Raw genomic sequence first — 20557 nt, forward strand, 5'->3', positions numbered from 1 at the left:
TGCGACATGAAAAGAGTTAAAAAAAGCACCCCGTAGGGTGCTTTTTATTTCAGAAATTAGCCTTCACCGACTGGAGGCGTTACTGCAGGGATTTCAGGTAAATCACCAGCAACGCAGGCATCAGGTAATACGACAGCACCAGATGCACGCATTTCTGCCAAAATAGTGACTAAGTTTTTGGTGACGTTATTGCCATCTTCTGTTGATACAGTCACAGCAACATCTTCACGAATTAAACCGTCAAAACCAATTGCTAAATTACCTACCCAATATTTACCTTTAGGCATTGAAGCTGCGAAAACAACAGGCACGCCCCAAAGTACTGGCTGAACCGCTGCACCAGGTGCGCCAAATACATAATGGCCATCTTCACCTTTGATACGCTCAATTTTGCCCCAATCTTCTGGGTTTAAAATAATGCTGTCAGGTAAAAGATATGAATCAGCGGCTTTATATTTCGCTTGGTTCAATACATCAATTGCTGTTGCATCTGCTTCTGCAGTGATTTCAACATAGTTGTCTTCTTCAAGCAGACCACTGAAGCATTTTGGATTCTGTGATGTTGGTGTATGACCATTAACGACAAAATATTCAAGCTTCAAACGTACACCGTATGTCATACGAGTTTCGATGTAGTTTGCAAGCCATGTCATATCTGCCAAAACTTGCTTAGATGCACGAATCCAGTGTGCAATCGTACCGATATTCAACTGAACAGGACCAAACTGAAGATTAGACTCTTTTTTGTCCGTGTTTTCAGGCGCAATATCAGCCATGATTTCGAAAGCAGATTCACGCAGGAATACAGCCACATCACCATCAGCTGAACCCCAGTTGATCAAATCAATCACTGATAAAGGTGCTTGGAATGATGTACGAGACACATCATTTTTTGCCAACGATCCATTAGTACCTAAGCCTGCCAAGGTGATGACGTTACGTGCATTGATCCCTTCAAAGACCACTGATTCTTTTTTCTTGCCTGAACGAGTTGCCATTGTTTTGGCAAATTCAACCGCATCCTTGTTGCGGATCAGAGCTGCTGCAATGGTGTCTTGTTCAGACTTGCTACGCTCATGAACACCATCGACCAGTTGCTGCTGAATTTCTTCAATTTCACCTGTGAGTCGAGCGACTTCTTTCGAACGATTTTCTAAATCTGTTTTTAGGTCATCTGGCAAACCATCAAGTGCTTCAAGTTTGTCTTTGTAACGTTCAAGTAGTTTATCGATTTGACCAACACGGTCACGGAGTTGAAGTGCCAGTGTGTCAAGCTGTGAAGTATCACGAGTTTGCAAATTTGATAAAGGTTGAGCCTGTTGTGTTGCTGCAGTTGCCAAAGCCAATGCGATAGCAGTTTTTGGTAGTGCGTTCATAATTTTTTTCCATGCATAGAAAATGAAAAACCCGCCTATTTAGAGCGGGTCATGTTTAAAAAAAATTGCTTTATACGGTGTCAAGAAACTCGAAAGGATCTTTAACAGGTTCAGCATTTGGTGGAGTTGATTCAGGCTGTTGAATACCAGACAGTCGAGCCATCAGCTTTTTGGCATAATCACCAACAAGACCAACGGATCGCAATAATTCTTCAGCATCATCTGCCGATTGAATTGCTTCAATTGCCTCTTCACTGATAATTCGTGCTGCACTGTCGGCTGGCTCATCCACGATACTGATTTCATAAATATCAGCACGTTTAATTTCGATATAAGTGCCTTTATCTTCCATATCCATCGATGTCGGTGGATAGAATGCAATCGAAAATCCGTCAATCGTGCCATGCAGGACCATTGCTGCCACATCTTGAGCGATTGCTAGTCCTGGTGTCAGTTCGATCTCAAGATATAGACCTTCTTCATCTTCTTTTAAGACCGTGATTTTGCCGACACGCATCCCCATACGGGAATCAACGTAATACAGGCGCCAACCGTGGTTGTAATAGCAGTGAACTTTCTTCGTACCAGCTGCAAATGCTGCACAAACTTCAGCAAAGGCACCACGAACGAATTTTTCACCGTAATAATTGACTGAATCCCATTTGACAGCGTAACCGCTAATCTTTACCACACCTGTCTTTTCATCTTTGTTGATAAATCGACAGTTATCCACAGTAATTGGCATGCGCCGACATTGAACTTTCGGCAAATTTGGCAGTACTTTATTCCGTACTAGCAGGTTTTGATTCATCAGCTTTCGCTCCATAATTGCCTTCTTTCATTCGTTCGGCAGTAGTCATATTCACAGGAACCAAAATAAAGTCAGAGTTTTTATAGGCGACTTCCCCTTCTTCCATTTGGATTTGATACGGACTCGCTTGACCTGACAGGATTCGATCTTTATTCGACTTAATCCGCTCAAGATAAGAAGCTCTCAACAAGTCTTTTGTCTTAAATTCGAACTCATATTCATCCCATTCATGCCTTTGCAATAGATGAATCCGCGCACTTTCTTCAATACGCTCCAGATAAGGACGCAATCCAAATTTATGGAATCCATCGACCAATTGTTCGATACCACTACCCCAAGTCGTACTAGAATCAGTACTGAAAATCAGAATTGGATTGACACCAAAATAACGACAAGATTCTTCGACTGATAATCTGCGAATTTCAATCAACTCAAGGTCTTCAGGCGTTAAGCTAATTTGCTCGAATTGCATATTGCCTTCGAGTACTGCCAAATCACCATCATCACCATTGATCAAAATATCCAATTCACCACGCAGCGCATCACGCTGTTCTTTTTTCAGATATTTTTCAGTTTTCAATGCCCCTGTCGGCTTAGCACCGTTTGACATTAGACGCGATGTTTTATCGACACCAGCAAGACCAACGCCAATCGATTGCGCACCGTATGCAATAGGCGACATCCCTACAAAGCCAGTGCCAAATAATTTGATATGCCAAATTTCTTTGTCACTGTATTCATAGGTTTTATTGCCAATCTTGCATTTATACAAAGGCGTACCATTTTCTTGAATACTTGGGTCCACAGATCCTGAGTTGATGACTTGCAGACTGACTAGCTTTTTGCCCGAATAATCCTTTTTGACGTATGCATTACCGGCAACGAGGTTCAGCATTAACTGTTCAAAAAATTCAACCCGTGTCTGGTATCGGTTCGGCTTGTTATATAGCAGCCGAATCACATCATGATCTTTAACTTGAGTACGTGTACCATCAGCATTGAGCTTGTACATCTGCAAAGGCAAGGTGGCCACAGATTCAGTCAGGATTTTTACACAGGCAAATACAGCACTGAGCGTCATCGCACTGTCGAATGTCACAGGCTTCGCTGTTTTAAAACTAGAACGGGGACGATCCCAAATGACAGTCCCCGTTTTGTCTTGCATTGGTCCAGTTCCCCGAACCTTCAGCTTATCGCGATTGGTTTTATCACGAATTTTCACTTTATCGCGCTTTTTACTCATCGCTTCGCTACCTTAATCATGTCATTCAACCAGTCATCAATGTTTCCATCTTCTTCACCTGGCACCAAATCGAAAACGTCCAACTTATCCCAAAGCATTGCCCGTGTAGCACCAATAATGGCAGCCACACCAGCATCAATTTTTCGTGCCTTGTCAGGCTTACGTGGAAAAATGTTGTTGTTGTTGTCTTCTTTAACTTCAATGTTGCAAATACACCATTGCAGTACAGGATTGCCGTCATGATGCAGTCGCCCATCACGGATCAACTCCTCCATCCAGCGCATGCCAATACTTAAAGGATTGACCTGCTGACGGACCTCAACTGCATCAATTCCATGCAAGATCAAATCTTCAGCAAATTGAGATGCATTAAACGGGTCAAATCCGAACTCATAAAAAGGCGCTTGGGCATGACTGTCCACGATATCTTCATTGATCTGATTAAAACTGGTGACGTTTCCTGGTGTCTCAATTAAATGGCCACTTTCAACCCAATCTAAATATTCATCTGGACGTTTCTGACCATCCGTTTGCCGTCTTTGATTTACGACATGCTCATTGATATATTGGCGAGTAAACAGATACCAATGCACACGACCATTGATCAATTTCGGGTGCCATTTCACAAAACCTGCCAAGTCCAATTTGCTTGCCAAGTCACCACCACCAAAACCAATACAGCCTTTGAATTGTTCTTCAGTGACGTTCGGATCTGCCAGCAACTCCCATTCACTGGAAGCAATCCAGCTGTCTGCACCTTGAACCCATTCGTTCAAACTTTTCTGTCTGAATCGGCTTTCTTCAGCTGCTGTTTTGATCTTGCTGTATTTGTCTTTCAGGTACCCATTGTCAAAAGCAATACCCATACTTGGATTGGCTTTTGGCCAAACGTCAGGATTTCGCCAATCATCATTCTTATCAATGGTAAAAATAATCCCGAAATAACGCTCCAACTTATCTTTGCCGTACAGAATATCGACGACCTTGCAACGCTCACGCCAACAGACACCGATTTTGCTACTGCCTGCTGTGGTAATCCCTAAAATCAAAGGCTCAGTACGGGCAATGACACCATCGGCAATAATGTCGTAAGTATCAGAATCCTTATGGGCATGGATTTCATCTAAAATGCCGCAATGAACGTTTTTACCATCCTTACTGCCGTCTTTATCCGTTGCTAATGGCTTGAACTTGGAGTTGTCATCACCGACTCGAATTTCATACTGAGTCGTTGCCACGCCAAAATGCGCCTGAAGCTCTGGATTGAAAAGCACCATCTGTTTGGCATCTTCCCAAACGATTTTAGCCTGGTCATAGTTGGCAGCTGCTGCATAAACTTCAGCCCCCACCTCACCATCAGCCACCGTCATATACAAACCAATGGCAGCAGCAAGTGTGGATTTGCCGTTTTTCTTAGAAATCTCGATATAGGCATCGGTAAAACGACGAATACCGTCATGATCTTCCCAGCCAAAGATATTGCCAACGACAAAAACCTGCCAAGGATCAAGAATAAAATGCTTACGCGCTAACTTCCCTTTGACATGGTGCAATGATTCAATGAACGAGCACACATGATTTAAACGTTCTTCATTGAACGAATAAGGAAATTCAGGATCATTTTCTTGACGTTTTAGATCATTCAGAAAGCGTTTTACCGCTAATTTTTCAAATTTTCCCGCAATTCGTATACCAGACTGCACATCTTTGCAGTACTGGTGCATGATTTCTAAGTAATTTCGTTCATTCATGATTTTCTACGCACAGAAAAACCACTATAAGCACCTTCAGGCTTTTGTGGCTGAGCACCATCAAGTGGAAGTCCAAGCTGTTGACTTTGATCCGTCTGAGCACCCCGCATACCACTGCGAGAAGCTGGAGTCAGACCAAACTCTTTGGCTAGACGCAAAATGTCATCATGCAGTCGGTTCCGTAATGTGAACCACACTGATTGGACCTTAAATTTATTTGGTGTCTCATCAACGAAGTCATCGACGGTCTGTAGCTTGGCCAAGACCTGTTCATAGTCAGAAATATTTCGGCAGAGCAATGTAAACGCTGCCCCATCCACTTCACTAAGCAGACCAACTTCAACAAGTTTAGGTCCTAACTCTTCCCAAACTGCATTTGCAACTTTGGTCAAGCCTGCAGGCTTAGGCGGGATTTTCGCCTTCACTGCTACTTTCGGTTGCAGCAGATCTGATCCACTGCGAAATGTGAAATCTTTATCAGTCATAAATCACCTCTGATACCCCCCTCCCTTTTGATTTTTTCTCGCGGAGAGAAAATTTCATGGGGGGGCGGTCTTTATCGGGAGGTCGGTTTTGACTTTTGACCCCATATCCCCTATTTTTTTGTAAATGGATCTTCAAACATTTCATGAAAAGCTACAGCTTTCATTGAATCAAGTTGATTCTTATCATCACGAATCAAATAATCATCTAAGCCAGCTTCAAAACGCCAATGATCATTTTCACAAATTATTTTGTTTGATCCGATTGCAATATTTCCAGCTTGATAATGTTTCTTAAACCAAACTGGTAATCTTTTAAAATCAGTCTGTGTGAGTTCAATAATTTCTTTAACTGGTAAAGCAAACACCGACTTGACTATTGTTTGATAACGCATTTTAAATATCCTTTCTTACCATTCGACACTGTGCATCAACTTCATCAAGCCTTGCAGGACGCAGACGATCATAGTTTTCTACTCGATGGTGAGCCTCACCACTCCAAAGTACATGAAGGCTTGAACCTGCTTGAATAACCACACCAACATCATCGAATCCTTTGATGTCATCACGGTAGACAACAGAGTCACCAAGTAAAATAATTTCTCTCATTGATCAACTCGCTTGAAATGTGAAAAATGCAGCTGCTGTATCTTCATGCCACTAGATACTTCAAGAATCTTTTCATTAATCACATCGAGTACTTCCCATTGATCCTGATCAGTACAACCAAGTCGGCTGAGGATCACATCATTTGTAATCGTCAATACATCACCAACTTTGAATGGACTCTTACGATCTGGATCATTCACTGCCTTGGTTGTCACTGGCATCCAAGCCCCGCGATCTTCTGATGCAGTCTTGATGTTATGGTGTGTTTCACATAACGGTTGCCAGTTTGATTTGTTCCAGAACAGATCCTTATCGCCCTTGTGTGGAATGATGTGATCGACCACCGTTGCCGGCATCACGTAACCTTTGCGACGACACTCAACACACAGTGGATGTTCCGACAAGAATTGGTCACGATGTTTTTTCCACTCGGCATCATAGCCACGTTGATGTGCAGTCCCGCGATCACGATCACGTTGCTTCACTCGGCTCTGATGTTTGTTGCAATATCCTTTGTTCGATGCAAAGTCTTTACAGCCCGATGATAGACATGGACGCTTAGCTTTCTGTGGTGCTTTGTTCATGTTTCACCGGAGTAACTTTGATGGAACGTTTAATAATTAATTCACGCAGTTTCTGTGTTGCTTTCAGTTGAATGATCTTGTCCACTGCATGAAGCGCTGTGAGCAATACCATTCGACGTTTAGGCATCTGAACTGAGATGCGAACGATCATCTGATTGTTTGCCATGCGGTCATCCTTAAAAAAAGACTGTATGCCCTGCCCCGCGCCTGACATACAGCCATAAAAAAAGAGCCTCTGGGGAGAGACTCTTAAGAACTTACAGCGCTTTAAATACAGTTTTGCATTGTGGGAAAAATTAACCTAAGTTTGCTTTTGTGTCAATAACTAATTTTTAGTTAGTTTTATTAAGCTGAAAAAATATCTTTTCTTCGCTTAACTCATATTCATCCTGAAAGTCTTCAAGAATTGCATCGATATGTTTAGCGAGATGCTTTCGCACAGTTGAATCGCTAAAACCCGAAAGAACCTCACGATTTCGCTCAGTTGGCTTGTAGTTGGCTGGAACTTTACAAAACTCAATAAGGGCAACACGAATAACCACCAAGTGATACCTATTCGCCAAGCCTGCATTCATTAGCCGAGTATCATACTTACCCAAAAGTACCGTAGCAAACTCTTCAATATTCTCAATTGAGTTCGCACCTAGGCACTTCATGCGCACCAAATTATCTTGGAGTGGTGTGAGTTTGGCATAACTCATTGCCACACATACATCCTGAGCTGTGATTGAACCATGACTACCACCACCAATTGCATCAAAATTTGTAGTTTTAGGATTTAACAATCGTAAATATTTTTCCATTTTGTTGTCCTTTTTAAATTTTGTGAATGATGTGAATGATGTGTGAATGATTAATCAAAAAAGGTTCACATAAATTCTTATTAATTATTAATGCTTTAAAAGCATTTTTAAAAAATGTGAATGATGTGAATGGTTTTTGTGTTTTCTCCCGTGTGAGAAAAATTCGTTTTTTCGTGTTTTTAAGGACGGAAAAACATAAAAGTGAAATTTTCTCTACGCGCGCGCGCGCATGCAAATGGTTCACATCATTCACATGGGCATAATTACTTAATGATTTCAGTATTTTAGCGTGTGAACCATTGTTGCAAAATGGTTCACATGATGGTTCACATGGTTCACATTTTTGGCTTATTTTAGTTATTGCCATAACCTGTAACCTCAGGAATACCATCGAGACTATCTTGAAATTCTTCAACTTGCAACCCCAACCAATCCTGCTCTTTCTTGTCATCTGGCTTAACTCCAATAATAATAATTTTATTCTGGCCACTCTTCTTCATCCCCTTCCAATGCTTGGCTTTTTCACTCGGTATAAAGCCGTGCTTGCGCCCTTCTCCTATGAATCGCTTCATACTGATTGGATGCTCACCTGTCTTTTTAGTCCATTGAATAAATGCTTGATAGAGCTGTTCGGATTTGCACGAGATAAACGGATACTTCGTCTCGCCATTTTTCCAATCCGTATAGAACGTATCGAAGCCTGGACGTGAATAGTCAATCAAAGCTTTTTTAGCCTTGGTCATTGGTGGCTTTGTGTGACCATTAAAATCAGCTAGATCCATACCCATGAGCACAGTGAAGAAAGCACGAATACCTTCAGAATTGATTTCTTGCATCACTGCTTCATACAATTTACCTTCCAAAGCTTTAGTCGGATTAAGGACAAGGAAGCGTCTGTCTTTTTCTTCAATAGGCAATGGCTGCGTATTGTTAGATAAAAACACTGTGTTTAAGTGATTATCCATTTCCCAACCACTAACAAACTTTTTACTGACATACAAAGTCTCACCAGTGATCAAATGCTTAATCATCCCCATCACGTTATGCTTTTTCTTGTTATCTACAATTTCCTCAAACAAACCGAAAAGTTTATTTTCAATCCATTCATTATAGTTAGAATCCAGCTGCTGTTGGCCAACAGTTGTGTGATAGTCTCCATAAATCTTTTTAAAGATTTTACCGAACAATAATGATTTACCCGCGCCTTGAGTATCACCATGCATGAGTACACAAGTCGCCATTTTTCCACCCATATTCTGAAGCGGATAAGCTAACCATTTGAGCAGGAACATCACCGCTTCTTTTTCATGACTGCATAAATGATGAATCAAACTAATAATACCAGGACACATTTTTGCAGCATCCTGTACAGAGATTTGAGTACCATTCGCATCGCGTAATACATCCAACGGCAATCCATTAAACATATTGATATAATTTTCATCTAAGTCATGGGAGCAAGTCGGATCAAAGATCAAATTACGGTGATAGATTTGTTTACGCACTGGAGACTTAAACCATAAATCAAAGATATTTGGATATGCCTCTTTGATTGCTTTGTTCAGCCAACGTTCACGACGATTAATATTCCATGATTCTTGTGTACCCGCCAAAACGACAAAGTTATCCAATAATTCTTGAATAGTCGCTGTATTGGCTTCGTCCATGTGATTGCGGAACACATCCTGCGAAATCACTTGACGTTTAGCGGACCATAGCTTGAAATACTTTTGACTAATCAGTGCGATAAAAGCAGTTTTTTTCATTACTGTTTTTTGTTCGCTATCCCAAATTTCAGTTTTACCTTCAACTAAAAAATAACGATTCAAATAACCTTGCAGTAAAACCTCATTAATTTCAGGTTTCTGCTTATTTTCCGCAGGTGCATCATTTTCCTGCGAAATACTCCCCTGCACCCCTTCACAAACAGCATTACTTTCCATTTCATCCAATGTTTGACCCTGAAAATTGTGGGCTTCATTTATTGGGGGTTCGGGGGAAAACTGCAAAGAAGAAATAGCAGAATTAATCTGTTTGCTTACCTCTTCTAACCCGCAAACAACATGCAAATCATTGAAGTCTGTATAAGCTTTGGAATTCATGCGATAGACTCCTGAACTTGCGTAAAATCAGGCAAAATCACTATGCCACCTGTAATTGATTGTGCTTCTTGGGCATACTTAATGCCTGTATCTTCTTTAGCACTGTCATCATCAGCGCAGTAGACAAACACTGCTTTTGGATATTTTCTGCGTAATGCGGCACCAACTTTGGGTAAATTATTTGCGACAAAGGACAGCGCCACAGGATGACCGGCTGCCATGTGAATAGACATACCTGTTGCATAACCTTCAGCGATGCAGATGATGTGAGCGTCATACAAATCAGGCTGTACTTCACCGATCATAAAAAACAAACCACCCATACGACCACCACCGGCTTCCCATTCGCCTGAATCATTGGTATCACCCTTAATAAAATATTTGGTGCCATCAGGTTCTATGGTCTGCAAATTCCAAATTTTGCCGTGTTCATCGTAGGCAGGAATTAATAGATTGCCGTGATGATCGATTTTTATATTGGGATCCTTATCGACCTGTTTGTCTTTTAAATACAGACTTGATTCGCCCAAATAAGCATTGCGAAATAGACCGTCAGCTTTACGTGCAATTTGTTCCTGACGTTTACGCTCACGTTCACGTTGCTCTTTTTCACGAAATTCACGTTCTTTACGCCATTTTTCACGGTCCGCATCAGTGATGTTGGATGTAGCATCTAAACCAACGATGGCTGCTACTTCTGACAGAGCTTCTGGAAATGTCAGTCCTGTCACTTTCTGAATTAAACTGATGCCATCACCAGCTCCACAGTGCTGACAGATATAATCACCATTTCCATTTTTATCGTCATAGCGAAAGCGATCACGGCCACCGCAGGCTGGACATGGCGTTTTTTTCTTAAATCGCACATCGATATTGAATCTTGGAAAAATCGTATCAGCCCAAAGACCTTGCGCTTTGGCTTTTACATCATCCAATTGAAATCTAGGTTTCACCATCACACTACCTGCTCATGCTGTTGTTCAACCATAGCCAATAGTGTTAGTGCCACTCTAATAAGATCCATGACATCTTTTTGAATAATGGCTAATTCATCTTTACTAACATCCCCATCACCAATTGCAGTCGCAATTGATTGTGACAAATCCCCCTGTTCACGTGCTAACTTTCCGATTTTCATCACAAAATCAGCTATATTTAGATTTTCATGTTTCGGCAATTCAAACCAAGCAGCATTGCCATGAATAGCACAAATGCTATCCATAATTCGGGCATCTTGAGTTTCCGACAAAACCGCTTCTAAATGATAAATATTGGCTTTGTGCGTGGGTGTCGTTGGATTTAACGAACTGCGAAATGTATTGATATTAAAACCATTCTTTTCAGCAATAATTGCCATGATTGAATCATCATTTTGGCGATACACTGCTGCTTTCAATGCCATAGACAATGACAGTACTGTACGTTCTAAACGCTGAGTGCTTGTAAGTTGCATGTTTAAAATTTCCCAATTCATTCATTTTTTTAGTTATTTGCATGAGCTACATTTTGCTTAGGTTCTTTAATACCTAAAGGTTTTCGCCCGGTAGCAAGCTCTCTAATCTGATACTCACGGAATGATGGGATATGAACATCATCTCCCCAACGTGCTACTGCTGCTGTGGTGATTCCTAATTTTTCTGCTAACTCAGAATAAGAGCAGTTCAATAATTTAATTGCTTCTTGACGTGTCATAGCACACCCAAAACTAACTCAAGTTAGTTTATTTAATGTGATTAACAGTAGTTAGTCAATAGTTAACATAGATTAGTTTTTTAAATATGGAGCTGTCATGGAAACAATAGGCACTCGAATCAAACAGTTACGTAAACAAAAAAAATTTACCCAAAAACACTTAGGCAAGTTAATCAGTGTTTCAGATGTATCTGTTCTAAAATGGGAGAATGAAACAAATACCCCTAAATTAGAAAACATACATGAACTTGCCGTTGTTCTTGATACTACTGTTGAATATTTACTTCATGGCAAAGACCCGTCGACCAACAATGTCACTGACTTCAGACCCGTAACTAGAATGCTACCCGTGCTTTCAGACGTACAAGCTGGGAATTGGACCAATGTACAAGCTGTTAGTAAACTCGATATTAATCAATGGCTCCCAGCTCCTCCAAACGCTGGGAAAAATAGTTTTTATATGATTGTTCGCGGTGTTAGCAATTTTCCACACTTTAAAGATGGTGACTATGTTTGCATTGACCCCGATGTCGACATTGAGCATGTGCAAACTGGTGAAATGATCGTTGCTCAATGTGATGGTGAAGCAACATTCAAAGCATTAGTCAAAGATTATAATAGAATGTATTTACAAGCACTTAACCCAAATTTCCAACCAAATATTCTTGAATTAAAAGAAAACTGTGAATACAAAGGTAAGTATGTTGGTAAATTTGAAGCCAGTAAAAAATTCATTTAGATTCAATAATAAAAAACACAAAACTAACTTTAGGTAATTTTTAAATTGACGAAATACCTAACTTAGATTAGCTTAATAACACAAGCTAACCAGAGTTAGGTATTTTATGAAAAGTTCAAATCCTCAAAAAACTGATCAATTTGATCAAATCATTTTAAGTCGTCTACTCGCAGACGACTTTGCCCAACCACAAATTAAAGACTTTGATTTCTACAAAGAACGTGCTGTATCACAGATACAGACTGCTATTCACGGCATCTACAAATCAAACAATCAACACGAATTTACAATCGCAATTGCACAAGCAAATGCATTCATTGATGCTGCGATCAATTTCGAATTTATTGACTTAACTGAAAAAGCTAAATGGCTTGATGACGTTGCAAAGGCTATGCGTGCTCAATTGATTGAGGAATCAGCATGAATCAGCACCCATGCCAGAATAAATGTCCAAATTTCACGGATGAACAGTGCTGCCATTGCCTAATTGCTGAAGTTGAGCAGCCTGAACCTGAAGGCTGTGAACATCATCCATCAAAATGCTGCGAATGCATGCTTAAAGAAATTGATGAAGAGTATTTGAGCTATTTGTCTGATGAAGAAAAACATTTAAATGCAGCACTAAAAGCTGTGGAGTATGTGTCATGAACGAATATGCACCGTTTTACATTATTGCTTTTATGTTCGTTTTCTCTGTTTTTATTGTCTTAAAAGCGTATGAACATCAACTCAAACTCAAGCGAAAACAAGCTGCATTGAAGCAGCTGCTGGAGAACGACGATGCTGCAATTCACTGATTTAAACCACACACAGCACATTATCAATATCAGCAATGTGAACAACGTGGTGATCCGTAATAACAATGGTGCGCATGTGATTACTTTTCACATGCCTGGTCAGCATGTGGTACCTGCAACCGTTGATGTAAAAACGGCTGAACGTATCTTCAAGGAACTAGGGGAATTGAAGTGAAAGGTAAATTTGCTCCAGTTATCAACACGTACACGATGCTTGTGTTGCGCTACATGTCTCCAGTGGTACCGCTTGAAAATGTGGTTGAAGACTACTTGAGCCACATGTCACTCGAAATTGCCAAACGTAAAGCAGTGAAACAAGAATTGCCGTTTCCTGTGATCCGTTTGGGCGAAAAACAGAAAGCATCTTGGATGGTCAATTTGCATGATCTTGCTGTGTATATCGATCAGCAAACTGCATTGGCCCAGCACGATCATAAAGCCATGAATGGTGAACAGTATGCACATTAATTCAAGCCATGACATTTTGCGCAAAAAAGCTGAATCAAGACGACTTGATATTCAAGTTCGTTGGTTCCTGCGCAAGCAAAAAAAACAGTGTCCAGATCAATTACCTACAGGTTATTCAGGTCTGAATGACAAATCAAAACAGCCGGAATGGACAAGCTCACAGCATGCCATGCGTCAGACCATGACAAGCTCACAGCATGCCATGCGTCAGACCATGACAAGCTCAGTCAGTAAAAAACGTCCTGTTTTAAAAACGATTGAAAAGCCTCTAACAGCTGAACAACAACGTCAAAAATATAACTTTGACGAAAAGCATAAGGCACTGAAAGCAGACCTAGATACTTTCACAGGAAAATGCTTAAAGCATGGAGAAACACTTTTCAAAGTCTATAAATCAAACCAAAAACATCACTGCATTGAATGCAAAGCAGAAATCTTTAAACGCAAAAAGGAATTGGCAGCATGAATAGGAAATTAATGGTTGATTGCGAAACCCTAGATATTGGTGAACGTCCTGTCTTACTTAGTATTGGTGCTGTAGTTTTTGATGACAACCAAATTCAAGATTATTTTGAATACTTTATCGATAAAGAAACCGCTATTAGAGAAGGTTTTACTGTTAGTCAAAGCACACTTGATTGGTGGGATCAACAAGATCCTGATGCTCGCGCTTATGCGTTCAATGGTGAGGGAGATATAAAAGAAGCCCTGAAAGCTCTTGTCCAATTTTACGAATTAAATGAGTGTTCTGAAATTTGGTCTAAAGGTGCCTTGGCAGATATTCGTTGGATCAATAATGCCCTTGATCATTTTGGTATAGAACACCCGTGGGAATTTTACAACGAATTTTGTTTTAGAACACTACTCAAGTCAGTTCCTAAATTTGATTTGGATTTTGTAGGTATGCCCCACAACGCACTCGATGACGCAATTCACCAGGCTAAACAGTTTATTAAAATTAAACGAAAGCAGGCCAAACAACAACAGCAGCTCATTGAACAAGGTCAATCGTTTAATGAGCTTTCTCAAAGCTGTGCAGATTTAGAATTTAAGTTGTTGCAGAAAAACACAGCCTACGACCAATTTCTTTTTGTAAACATTTAATTTGGAACTGTTGATGAAACTCGAAAATGCACAAGAACAGATGTTAGAACTGAGCCCTTTAAAACTTAGCCAACAATTTAGCCGTGATGATCTTTTGGATCTACGTGACCAACTCAAAGCCAAACGCGCTGGCTTGATTGAATCAAAGGATAAATGCAAAAACGGTAATTCAATTGCTTTGCTGAACATTGAATTATCTCAAGTTAATTCAATGCTGACTCGCATCAATCAGACCGTCACTTTGCTTGATCAAGATGCCAAGATCATGAAGAAAAATAATCACTCAGTGCAGGAGCTGGCGATGCGTTTTTTCAAAGTTGCTGAAAAGGAATTGGATGCAAAGACGTTTAATAAAATTAAAAAAATGGCGGTGGCGTGATGGATGCAAAAGTAATTGAAGTAAATAATGTTTTAGAAGGTGATGCTAAACAAGTTGCCGATCAAATTTTCGGTGGCTATATCGTGCCGACATTCAATGAAATTGCAAAAGATGCACCCTTGTCTGCGATGCAATTCGTCACCATAATTGCAGGTAATGGCATTAGTCTATGCTTAAGTCGGACACGCACTGACAAACTAGACAGTGCCGCAAAAATATTGCATGACCTCGTTGATGAAGTGCTTACAAACGTTAAAGCAAGTCGAATCAAGAAAAGCTAACCCAGAGTTAATCGAAAGCCTCTTAATCAGAGGCTTTTTTTATGGCTTCAGAAATACAAAAAGGCCTCTATTTAGAGACCTTTTTTGAACTAATTAATTTAATTAATTACGTATCATGCTGCTTGGCTATGCTGCTTATCATGCGTTGCCATAGCGGCATCCCACTGCTTAGTCAGCTGATCTAATTTAGCAGTAGCAGCTTGTAATTTAGCAAGGGTAAGTTGCAATTCTAAACGACTCATAGGAAGCTCCTTTGGTTAAGTTCACGTACATGACGCTCTAGATCCTCTGTATGACCAGACTCCACAGCCTCAACGATGTCTTGTACATGTTTTACATATTCTTCTGCTTTAAAAGTTACGTACCCAGCCTGATTAAGATTTTGCATAAGACCCGAAATCTCTTGCATTTGTTTCAAAATCTCAGTCAAAGTTGGATTTTCTTTTCTCAGATAATTAATATTTAAGGATTTACGACAACGACTTAAAACAATATTAGCTGCACTTAAGATTTTGTCATAAGCATCATTCACGATTTCTTCAAGAGCTAATCTTTCATCGGAGGTCAGGTCTTCAAGTTTTACATCACGAATCATGTCTATATCCTTTATATTAGGTCGGTTGCACAAAAGTCAACCATGTTATCCACAGATAACAAAAATATATATAACTTTTCCTATCTTTTCAGATAAAAAAATTAGGAGAATTATTTCCCCTAAGTTAAAGCAGGCCACATTTTATACATTATATACAACAATCACAACAGTAATTTAATATTCATAATAGTGTTCTAATTCCTCTTATCCAACATCAGAAACCCTTTATATTTAATATTTTAGACAGCTCAATATTTGCAGTTCTATCCATAGCATTTGAGAAATTTAATAATTCTTTTCTTATGATATCCAAATTCACATAGCGTTTAAGGCTGTTCCAGTCATCGTGTAGCGTATATTGCTGAATCTGTGGAATAGTCAGTCCTTGTTCTGCTAAACGTGTAGCAGCCTCATGCCGTAGGTCATGAAAGCGAAGATCATCAATGCCCGCCTGTTTCTTAATTTTCTGCCACTGCTTTGCAATATTATTTTCATGGCATGGAATCAACATGGATTCATCACCGCCACGTTTAAGCATTCGTTTGCGGATCTCTGGCTGCAGTAGCAGATCAATAATTTCCAAAGCCTGGTCAGATACCACAAACCATTTGTCATTGTTCTTTTTGGTCGGATGCTTCACTGCTTCCAGATACCATTTTTTATGTTCACGATCAAAGTTATCTATTTTTAAACGCGACAACTCCCCCAGCCGTCTACCAGTATAAATATCCAACCACATAATCAGGTGAATTGGCACACTGGAATGATTACGCAGATGAAAGTCGATATATCCAAAGGTGGTCAGGTCTTGTAATTCTTTTGAAGTTGGCAATCGATCACGTTCTTCAGATTCTGAAATCACACGGGACTTTCTTAGACCTTTAACTGCTTTTTCATATTCATTGAAGTCAATCTCGACACCCCAAAGCAATTCTGCATGGTCCAATACTGATTTGATGCACTGGAACTCAAAAAGAATAGTACTCGGCTCAACAGGATCTAAATCATAATTTTCATTTTTGTAGCCGTCACGTCTACGCAAAGCATGTTGTGCATAGTCAGTACGCTTCAGATCTGCCAAAGACTTTTGAGAAATATCGAACTTTTTCAGCATCTCAAGAGTAAATGCCTTAGTCCTGCCATAGTCTGAAGTTTCAGATTTATACCTGGTAATTGCGGATGCCAAAGACATGGCTGCAGATGCCACAGCATCTTTGTCGGTTGACAACAAGTGAGGATTCTTTTCTAATCTGTCCTCTTCTCTTTTTAGCCACGCTTTTGCCAAAGCTCTGGTGCTAAATGTTTCAGTATCAAAGTACTCGATACCCTCACTTGGCTTGCGAATATTGATCACAGCCTTGTATCTGGTACCTTTAGTTTTGGATTTTAACTCTGTGATATAGCCCATACTTGCAACTATTTCTCAAATGAACGGGGAATGGTTGCAAATATAGTTGCAAGAGTTGCAAAAAGATAGGAAAAGATACAAATTTATCGTAAATGATACGAATGCTCATAGGTGCTTAAATGACTGATTTAAAACAAAACACTGATATATCAAGGCTTCCACGTATATCCGTTGCACCTATGATGGATTGGACGACTAAGGATTACCGTTTTTTTGCACGTCTATTTAATCCAAACGTGATTTTATATACCGAAATGGTCACGACAGGTGCAATCATCTACGGTGGTGCAAATCGTCATTTAGACTATAACCATGAAGAACATCCGATTGTATTACAGCTTGGTGGCTCCAACCCCCAAGAGCTAGCGACATGTACAAAAATGGCGCAAGACTGGGGTTATGATGAAGTCAATTTAAATGTCGGCTGTCCAAGTGACCGTGTACAGAATAATAAAATCGGGGCTTGTTTAATGGCTGAGCCAGAACTTGTAGCCGAATGTATTGCTGAAATGCGTCATGCGGTAGATATCCCTGTGACCGTGAAGCATCGTATTGGTATTGATGACATGCAATCTTATGAAGAAATGCTGAATTTTGTCGATACTGTGGCTAAAACAGGCTGTAATAATTTTATTGTGCATGCACGCATTGCACTCCTCAAAGGTCTATCCCCCAAAGAAAATCGCGATGTGCCACCGCTACGTTATGAAGATGTTTATCGTTTAAAACAAGAACGTCCAGATTTACTCATCGAGATCAACGGCGGCATCAAAACTTTCGCGGAAACACAAGAACACCTTAAACATGTCGATGGTGTAATGATTGGTCGTGAAGCCTATCACAATCCTTACCTTTTAGCTGAATTGGGGCAATTGTGGAATTTAGACTTGCCTGACCGTTTTGATATTATGGATCAGATGATGCCTTATATTGCTAAACGTATGGAAGAAGGTGCCCCCCTGTCCATTATCACGCGTCATATTTTAGGCTTATTCCAAAATCTTCCAGGTGCACGTAAATGGCGTCAGGCTTTAAGTGGTGGTAATGCCAAAACTTTTGCTGATGTTGAAAATGCAATCATGAATATCAAAGAAGCCATGAAACGCACTGAAGAATACATTTTAGAAAAGCAACACTAAAAAATAAGCTCCCAAATCGGGAGCTTATTTACATGGAATATTTCAGCTACTTATTCTCTAAAAAGCGATATGCAAATGCAGCCCTACGCCACGTAGTGACAGCTGCCCCTAGATTTAACAATACCAATGCAAACAACATGACAAAATCATGTTGCCAAATCCATTGTTCCACTGCACTCGCCACACAGGCAACGGTTAATAATGCCATACGATGTTGTTTTGCCATTGGCCCCATGAAATTCGCAGGTGCACCAATCGATACCGCCAATGTTCGTACATATGCGGTTAATACTGCGAGCAATGCCCCACACCATCCCAAAATATCACCATAACTCACACAACCAATAGAATATCCCGCGGCAATAATAATCAACGGATCTGAAATTCGATCTGGAATATCGTTAAACAGTTCACCTGAAGCTGTAGACTTTCCACCCTCGATCGCCACCAATCCATCAAACAAATTGCACAGCAAGCGCCCTTGAATAAACAATGCAGCTAAAAGATACAATGCAAATTGTATCCTCCCGACATAGTACGGCGCAGCGAATAAACATGCTGCAGCAAATGCAGCAAAAACAATACTGAGCAATGAAATGTGATTCGGCGTGATTGACTTTTGACTTAACCATTTGGCAAATTGATTAACCGAACCTACACCTCGTACTTTCAACGGGCGGCGGTTTTCAGGTGAATTATTTTCCTGTGACATCCAATATTTCCCTCACAATTCAACATTTTGATATTGCTTATAAAGTTTTAAATTAGTGAAAAATGCAAAAATAAATGCAACTGTTAATGCAGGTGCAACTGTTTTAAAAATATTGGGGGTATGAATAAGATGATGTACCAAGACCAATATACTCCCTGTAAAAAGAATTGTGCACATCGGCGGAAGTAATAATTTCAACCTTTTTATTTGATAAAAATTAAATTGTTTTTCAATTAGATGTGTAATGAGCAGCGTAATGATAAAACTACAGATGCCTTGTGCAAGCCCTGAAATGATGCCTGCTTTCAAATTGCCTTGAGTCATGTTGATGTAAAATGACCATGAACCCCAAAGTAGAAAAGCAAAAAAAGCCGACAAAAAATTATAACGTTGTGTATTTTTAATTTTATTGTTCATTTTGAAACATTTTAGTAAGTACAATTTCTTTTACTTTAGTGGAATCATGAATATCAATCAATGCGAATAATTTATATTTTTTATATACTCAGCTTCAAAATAAGTTGGACGAAACTTTTTAAATGCTACTCAAATTTTAAGCCTTTATTTTACTTGCTCCTGAATAGCAGCTTTATAGAGATTTTTAGATTCTAAATGCTCCACATCCATCCCAACTTTATTTTTTTGCTCCAAATTCTCAGCCACTTCTGAAGATTTTAAGGATCGATCTTCCACATTTAAAAGCGCAGTTGATAAATTTACTCCATCTTCAAGGATTTCTGATGCAGAAGAAGTCTCTGCTGCAAACATCTCAGCGACATTTTCTGCAGAACTCGCAGCATTTAGATTAGGATTGACATATGAAAGTCGATCATTATCGGTAATGGTGATTGCATTTAGTTTTGCATCTAAATCATGCTGATATTTTTCAAGCTGTATTTGTTTTACAAAAGCAAAATTTTCCGCAGGAATCCGCCAAACAAGCTCATCACCATTTCTCATGATTTTTACGGTCATTTTGTGAGTTTGACCTTGATATTCAACAGTGGCTAAACCCGTATATTGATTTAAACTTTCATCAATAATTTTTAAATCAATAATTTTAAAATGATAATCCTTAAAGTTTGTTTTTAAATCAAAAGCTTCCTGAATTTGAGCCTTAACATCATTTTCAACTTGTTGAGTCGTCTTCAAATAAGAGCATCCAACACTCAACATAAAAAATAAAACCAAAAATAATGTCTTCACGTGCTAACCTTTGATTCTCGCCATTCATCATTAACGCTATGAATCAAATAGAATAAGATTCACAAGGATGACGTTAAACAATCTCTATTCCAAGTTCAATGGTTTTTATTTTATATTTTTAAAGCTCAATCATACCTTGAATGAAGTCATCTAGCTTAATCAAAGCATTCCTCAAATACATCCAATAACGCGATATACGCGAAAATGAAATCATTTTATTCAGTCAAATATTTCGTAAAATCCCTAATGATCGCCACTAAAATATAAATCTTAGCA

The 20557-nt window shown here is 39.5% G+C and carries 31 protein-coding genes; 11 read left to right on the plus strand and 20 right to left on the minus strand.

The window, feature by feature from the left end:
• Positions 1–56: 56 nt before the first annotated feature.
• The 14 genes from G0028_RS15965 to G0028_RS16030 all read right to left on the minus strand — a co-directional run bounded on the left by G0028_RS15965 (position 57) and on the right by G0028_RS16030 (position 11453).
• Complete coding sequence (locus G0028_RS15965; RefSeq protein WP_180045027.1) at positions 57–1376, minus strand: phage major capsid protein; 1320 nt, start codon at positions 1374–1376, stop codon at positions 57–59.
• Between the two features lie 70 nt (positions 1377–1446).
• Complete coding sequence (locus G0028_RS15970; RefSeq protein WP_180045026.1) at positions 1447–2187, minus strand: HK97 family phage prohead protease; 741 nt, start codon at positions 2185–2187, stop codon at positions 1447–1449.
• The gene (locus G0028_RS15975; protein ID WP_180045025.1) at positions 2159–3430 is read right to left on the minus strand and encodes a phage portal protein; all 1272 of its coding nucleotides are present in this window, start codon (positions 3428–3430) and stop codon (positions 2159–2161) included. Before G0028_RS15975 ends, G0028_RS15970 begins: the two co-directional genes overlap by 29 nt.
• Positions 3427–5181, minus strand: coding sequence for a terminase large subunit (locus tag G0028_RS15980; protein WP_180045024.1), 1755 nt, complete (start codon positions 5179–5181; stop codon positions 3427–3429). The genes G0028_RS15975 and G0028_RS15980 overlap by 4 nt, the downstream gene beginning before the upstream one ends.
• The gene (locus G0028_RS15985; protein WP_180045023.1) at positions 5178–5606 is read right to left on the minus strand and encodes a P27 family phage terminase small subunit; all 429 of its coding nucleotides are present in this window, start codon (positions 5604–5606) and stop codon (positions 5178–5180) included. The genes G0028_RS15980 and G0028_RS15985 overlap by 4 nt, the downstream gene beginning before the upstream one ends.
• Positions 5607–5776: 170 nt before the next feature.
• Positions 5777–6058: a hypothetical protein gene (locus G0028_RS15990; RefSeq protein ID WP_180045022.1), complete on the minus strand. Its 282-nt coding sequence runs from the start codon at positions 6056–6058 to the stop codon at positions 5777–5779.
• A 1-nt stretch (position 6059) separates the two neighbouring features.
• Entirely contained in the window at positions 6060–6272 is a 213-nt protein-coding gene (locus tag G0028_RS15995) for a phosphohistidine phosphatase (RefSeq protein ID WP_180045021.1), read from the minus strand.
• Positions 6269–6856, minus strand: coding sequence for an HNH endonuclease signature motif containing protein (locus G0028_RS16000; RefSeq protein ID WP_180045020.1), 588 nt, complete (start codon positions 6854–6856; stop codon positions 6269–6271). Before G0028_RS16000 ends, G0028_RS15995 begins: the two co-directional genes overlap by 4 nt.
• Complete coding sequence (locus tag G0028_RS16005; protein WP_075167504.1) at positions 6831–7022, minus strand: hypothetical protein; 192 nt, start codon at positions 7020–7022, stop codon at positions 6831–6833. Before G0028_RS16005 ends, G0028_RS16000 begins: the two co-directional genes overlap by 26 nt.
• A gap of 166 nt (positions 7023–7188) precedes the next feature.
• A complete protein-coding gene (locus G0028_RS16010; protein WP_180045019.1) occupies positions 7189–7659 on the minus strand; it encodes a hypothetical protein in 471 nt (156 codons plus the stop codon).
• A 353-nt stretch (positions 7660–8012) separates the two neighbouring features.
• Complete coding sequence (locus G0028_RS16015; protein ID WP_180045018.1) at positions 8013–9761, minus strand: primase-helicase family protein; 1749 nt, start codon at positions 9759–9761, stop codon at positions 8013–8015.
• The gene (locus tag G0028_RS16020; protein ID WP_180045017.1) at positions 9758–10717 is read right to left on the minus strand and encodes a primase-helicase zinc-binding domain-containing protein; all 960 of its coding nucleotides are present in this window, start codon (positions 10715–10717) and stop codon (positions 9758–9760) included. Before G0028_RS16020 ends, G0028_RS16015 begins: the two co-directional genes overlap by 4 nt.
• On the minus strand, positions 10717–11214 hold the full coding sequence (locus G0028_RS16025) for a phage regulatory CII family protein (RefSeq protein ID WP_180045016.1): 498 nt from the start codon (positions 11212–11214) through the stop codon (positions 10717–10719). The genes G0028_RS16020 and G0028_RS16025 overlap by 1 nt, the downstream gene beginning before the upstream one ends.
• Before the next feature lie 29 nt (positions 11215–11243).
• The gene (locus tag G0028_RS16030; RefSeq protein ID WP_180045015.1) at positions 11244–11453 is read right to left on the minus strand and encodes a ribonuclease D; all 210 of its coding nucleotides are present in this window, start codon (positions 11451–11453) and stop codon (positions 11244–11246) included.
• A 97-nt stretch (positions 11454–11550) separates the two neighbouring features.
• On the opposite strand from G0028_RS16030, the gene G0028_RS16035 reads away from it, so the two are divergent.
• From G0028_RS16035 to G0028_RS16080, 10 genes are all read left to right on the plus strand, one after another.
• Complete coding sequence (locus G0028_RS16035; protein ID WP_180045014.1) at positions 11551–12192, plus strand: LexA family protein; 642 nt, start codon at positions 11551–11553, stop codon at positions 12190–12192.
• A 106-nt stretch (positions 12193–12298) separates the two neighbouring features.
• Entirely contained in the window at positions 12299–12616 is a 318-nt protein-coding gene (locus tag G0028_RS16040) for a hypothetical protein (RefSeq protein WP_120367364.1), read from the plus strand.
• Positions 12613–12840 (plus strand): hypothetical protein, encoded by a 228-nt coding sequence (locus G0028_RS16045; protein WP_180045013.1) that lies wholly within the window; start codon positions 12613–12615, stop codon positions 12838–12840. The genes G0028_RS16040 and G0028_RS16045 overlap by 4 nt, the downstream gene beginning before the upstream one ends.
• The gene (locus tag G0028_RS16050) at positions 12837–12989 is read left to right on the plus strand and encodes a hypothetical protein (RefSeq protein ID WP_164836591.1); all 153 of its coding nucleotides are present in this window, start codon (positions 12837–12839) and stop codon (positions 12987–12989) included. The genes G0028_RS16045 and G0028_RS16050 overlap by 4 nt, the downstream gene beginning before the upstream one ends.
• Positions 12973–13164, plus strand: coding sequence for a hypothetical protein (locus G0028_RS16055; protein ID WP_180031483.1), 192 nt, complete (start codon positions 12973–12975; stop codon positions 13162–13164). Before G0028_RS16050 ends, G0028_RS16055 begins: the two co-directional genes overlap by 17 nt.
• Positions 13161–13457, plus strand: a complete 297-nt coding sequence (locus G0028_RS16060) for a pyocin activator PrtN family protein (RefSeq protein ID WP_373686371.1) — start codon at positions 13161–13163, stop codon at positions 13455–13457. The genes G0028_RS16055 and G0028_RS16060 overlap by 4 nt, the downstream gene beginning before the upstream one ends.
• Positions 13447–13923: a hypothetical protein gene (locus tag G0028_RS16065; RefSeq protein WP_180045012.1), complete on the plus strand. Its 477-nt coding sequence runs from the start codon at positions 13447–13449 to the stop codon at positions 13921–13923. Before G0028_RS16060 ends, G0028_RS16065 begins: the two co-directional genes overlap by 11 nt.
• The gene (locus tag G0028_RS16070) at positions 13920–14561 is read left to right on the plus strand and encodes a 3'-5' exonuclease (RefSeq protein ID WP_180045011.1); all 642 of its coding nucleotides are present in this window, start codon (positions 13920–13922) and stop codon (positions 14559–14561) included. Before G0028_RS16065 ends, G0028_RS16070 begins: the two co-directional genes overlap by 4 nt.
• Before the next feature lie 13 nt (positions 14562–14574).
• The gene (locus G0028_RS16075) at positions 14575–14940 is read left to right on the plus strand and encodes a hypothetical protein (RefSeq protein ID WP_180045010.1); all 366 of its coding nucleotides are present in this window, start codon (positions 14575–14577) and stop codon (positions 14938–14940) included.
• Positions 14940–15221: a hypothetical protein gene (locus tag G0028_RS16080; RefSeq protein WP_180045009.1), complete on the plus strand. Its 282-nt coding sequence runs from the start codon at positions 14940–14942 to the stop codon at positions 15219–15221. The genes G0028_RS16075 and G0028_RS16080 overlap by 1 nt, the downstream gene beginning before the upstream one ends.
• A gap of 113 nt (positions 15222–15334) precedes the next feature.
• Here G0028_RS16080 and G0028_RS21265 read toward each other — a convergent pair whose 3' ends face one another.
• From G0028_RS21265 to G0028_RS16090, 3 genes are all read right to left on the minus strand, one after another.
• Positions 15335–15463 (minus strand): hypothetical protein, encoded by a 129-nt coding sequence (locus G0028_RS21265; RefSeq protein WP_257222157.1) that lies wholly within the window; start codon positions 15461–15463, stop codon positions 15335–15337.
• On the minus strand, positions 15460–15816 hold the full coding sequence (locus tag G0028_RS16085; RefSeq protein ID WP_120367357.1) for a hypothetical protein: 357 nt from the start codon (positions 15814–15816) through the stop codon (positions 15460–15462). Before G0028_RS16085 ends, G0028_RS21265 begins: the two co-directional genes overlap by 4 nt.
• Before the next feature lie 214 nt (positions 15817–16030).
• Positions 16031–17224, minus strand: coding sequence for a tyrosine-type recombinase/integrase (locus tag G0028_RS16090; RefSeq protein ID WP_180045008.1), 1194 nt, complete (start codon positions 17222–17224; stop codon positions 16031–16033).
• 119 nt (positions 17225–17343) lie between these two features.
• Between G0028_RS16090 and dusA the strand changes: the two genes are divergently transcribed.
• Positions 17344–18363 carry a tRNA dihydrouridine(20/20a) synthase DusA gene (gene dusA, locus G0028_RS16095; protein WP_180045007.1) on the plus strand — a complete coding sequence of 340 codons (1020 nt, stop codon included), beginning with the start codon at positions 17344–17346 and terminating at the stop codon, positions 18361–18363.
• A 46-nt stretch (positions 18364–18409) separates the two neighbouring features.
• Here the strand turns inward: dusA and G0028_RS16100 are convergent, their stop codons facing one another.
• From G0028_RS16100 to G0028_RS16110, 3 genes are all read right to left on the minus strand, one after another.
• On the minus strand, positions 18410–19075 hold the full coding sequence (locus G0028_RS16100; protein ID WP_180045006.1) for a CDP-alcohol phosphatidyltransferase family protein: 666 nt from the start codon (positions 19073–19075) through the stop codon (positions 18410–18412).
• 12 nt (positions 19076–19087) lie between these two features.
• Positions 19088–19492 (minus strand): hypothetical protein, encoded by a 405-nt coding sequence (locus tag G0028_RS16105; protein ID WP_180045005.1) that lies wholly within the window; start codon positions 19490–19492, stop codon positions 19088–19090.
• A gap of 144 nt (positions 19493–19636) precedes the next feature.
• Positions 19637–20281 carry a hypothetical protein gene (locus G0028_RS16110; protein ID WP_180045004.1) on the minus strand — a complete coding sequence of 215 codons (645 nt, stop codon included), beginning with the start codon at positions 20279–20281 and terminating at the stop codon, positions 19637–19639.
• Positions 20282–20557: the final 276 nt, after the last annotated feature.

The sequence above is a fragment of the Acinetobacter piscicola genome, assembly GCF_015218165.1.
In the GTDB taxonomy this organism is placed as follows: domain Bacteria; phylum Pseudomonadota; class Gammaproteobacteria; order Pseudomonadales; family Moraxellaceae; genus Acinetobacter; species Acinetobacter piscicola_A.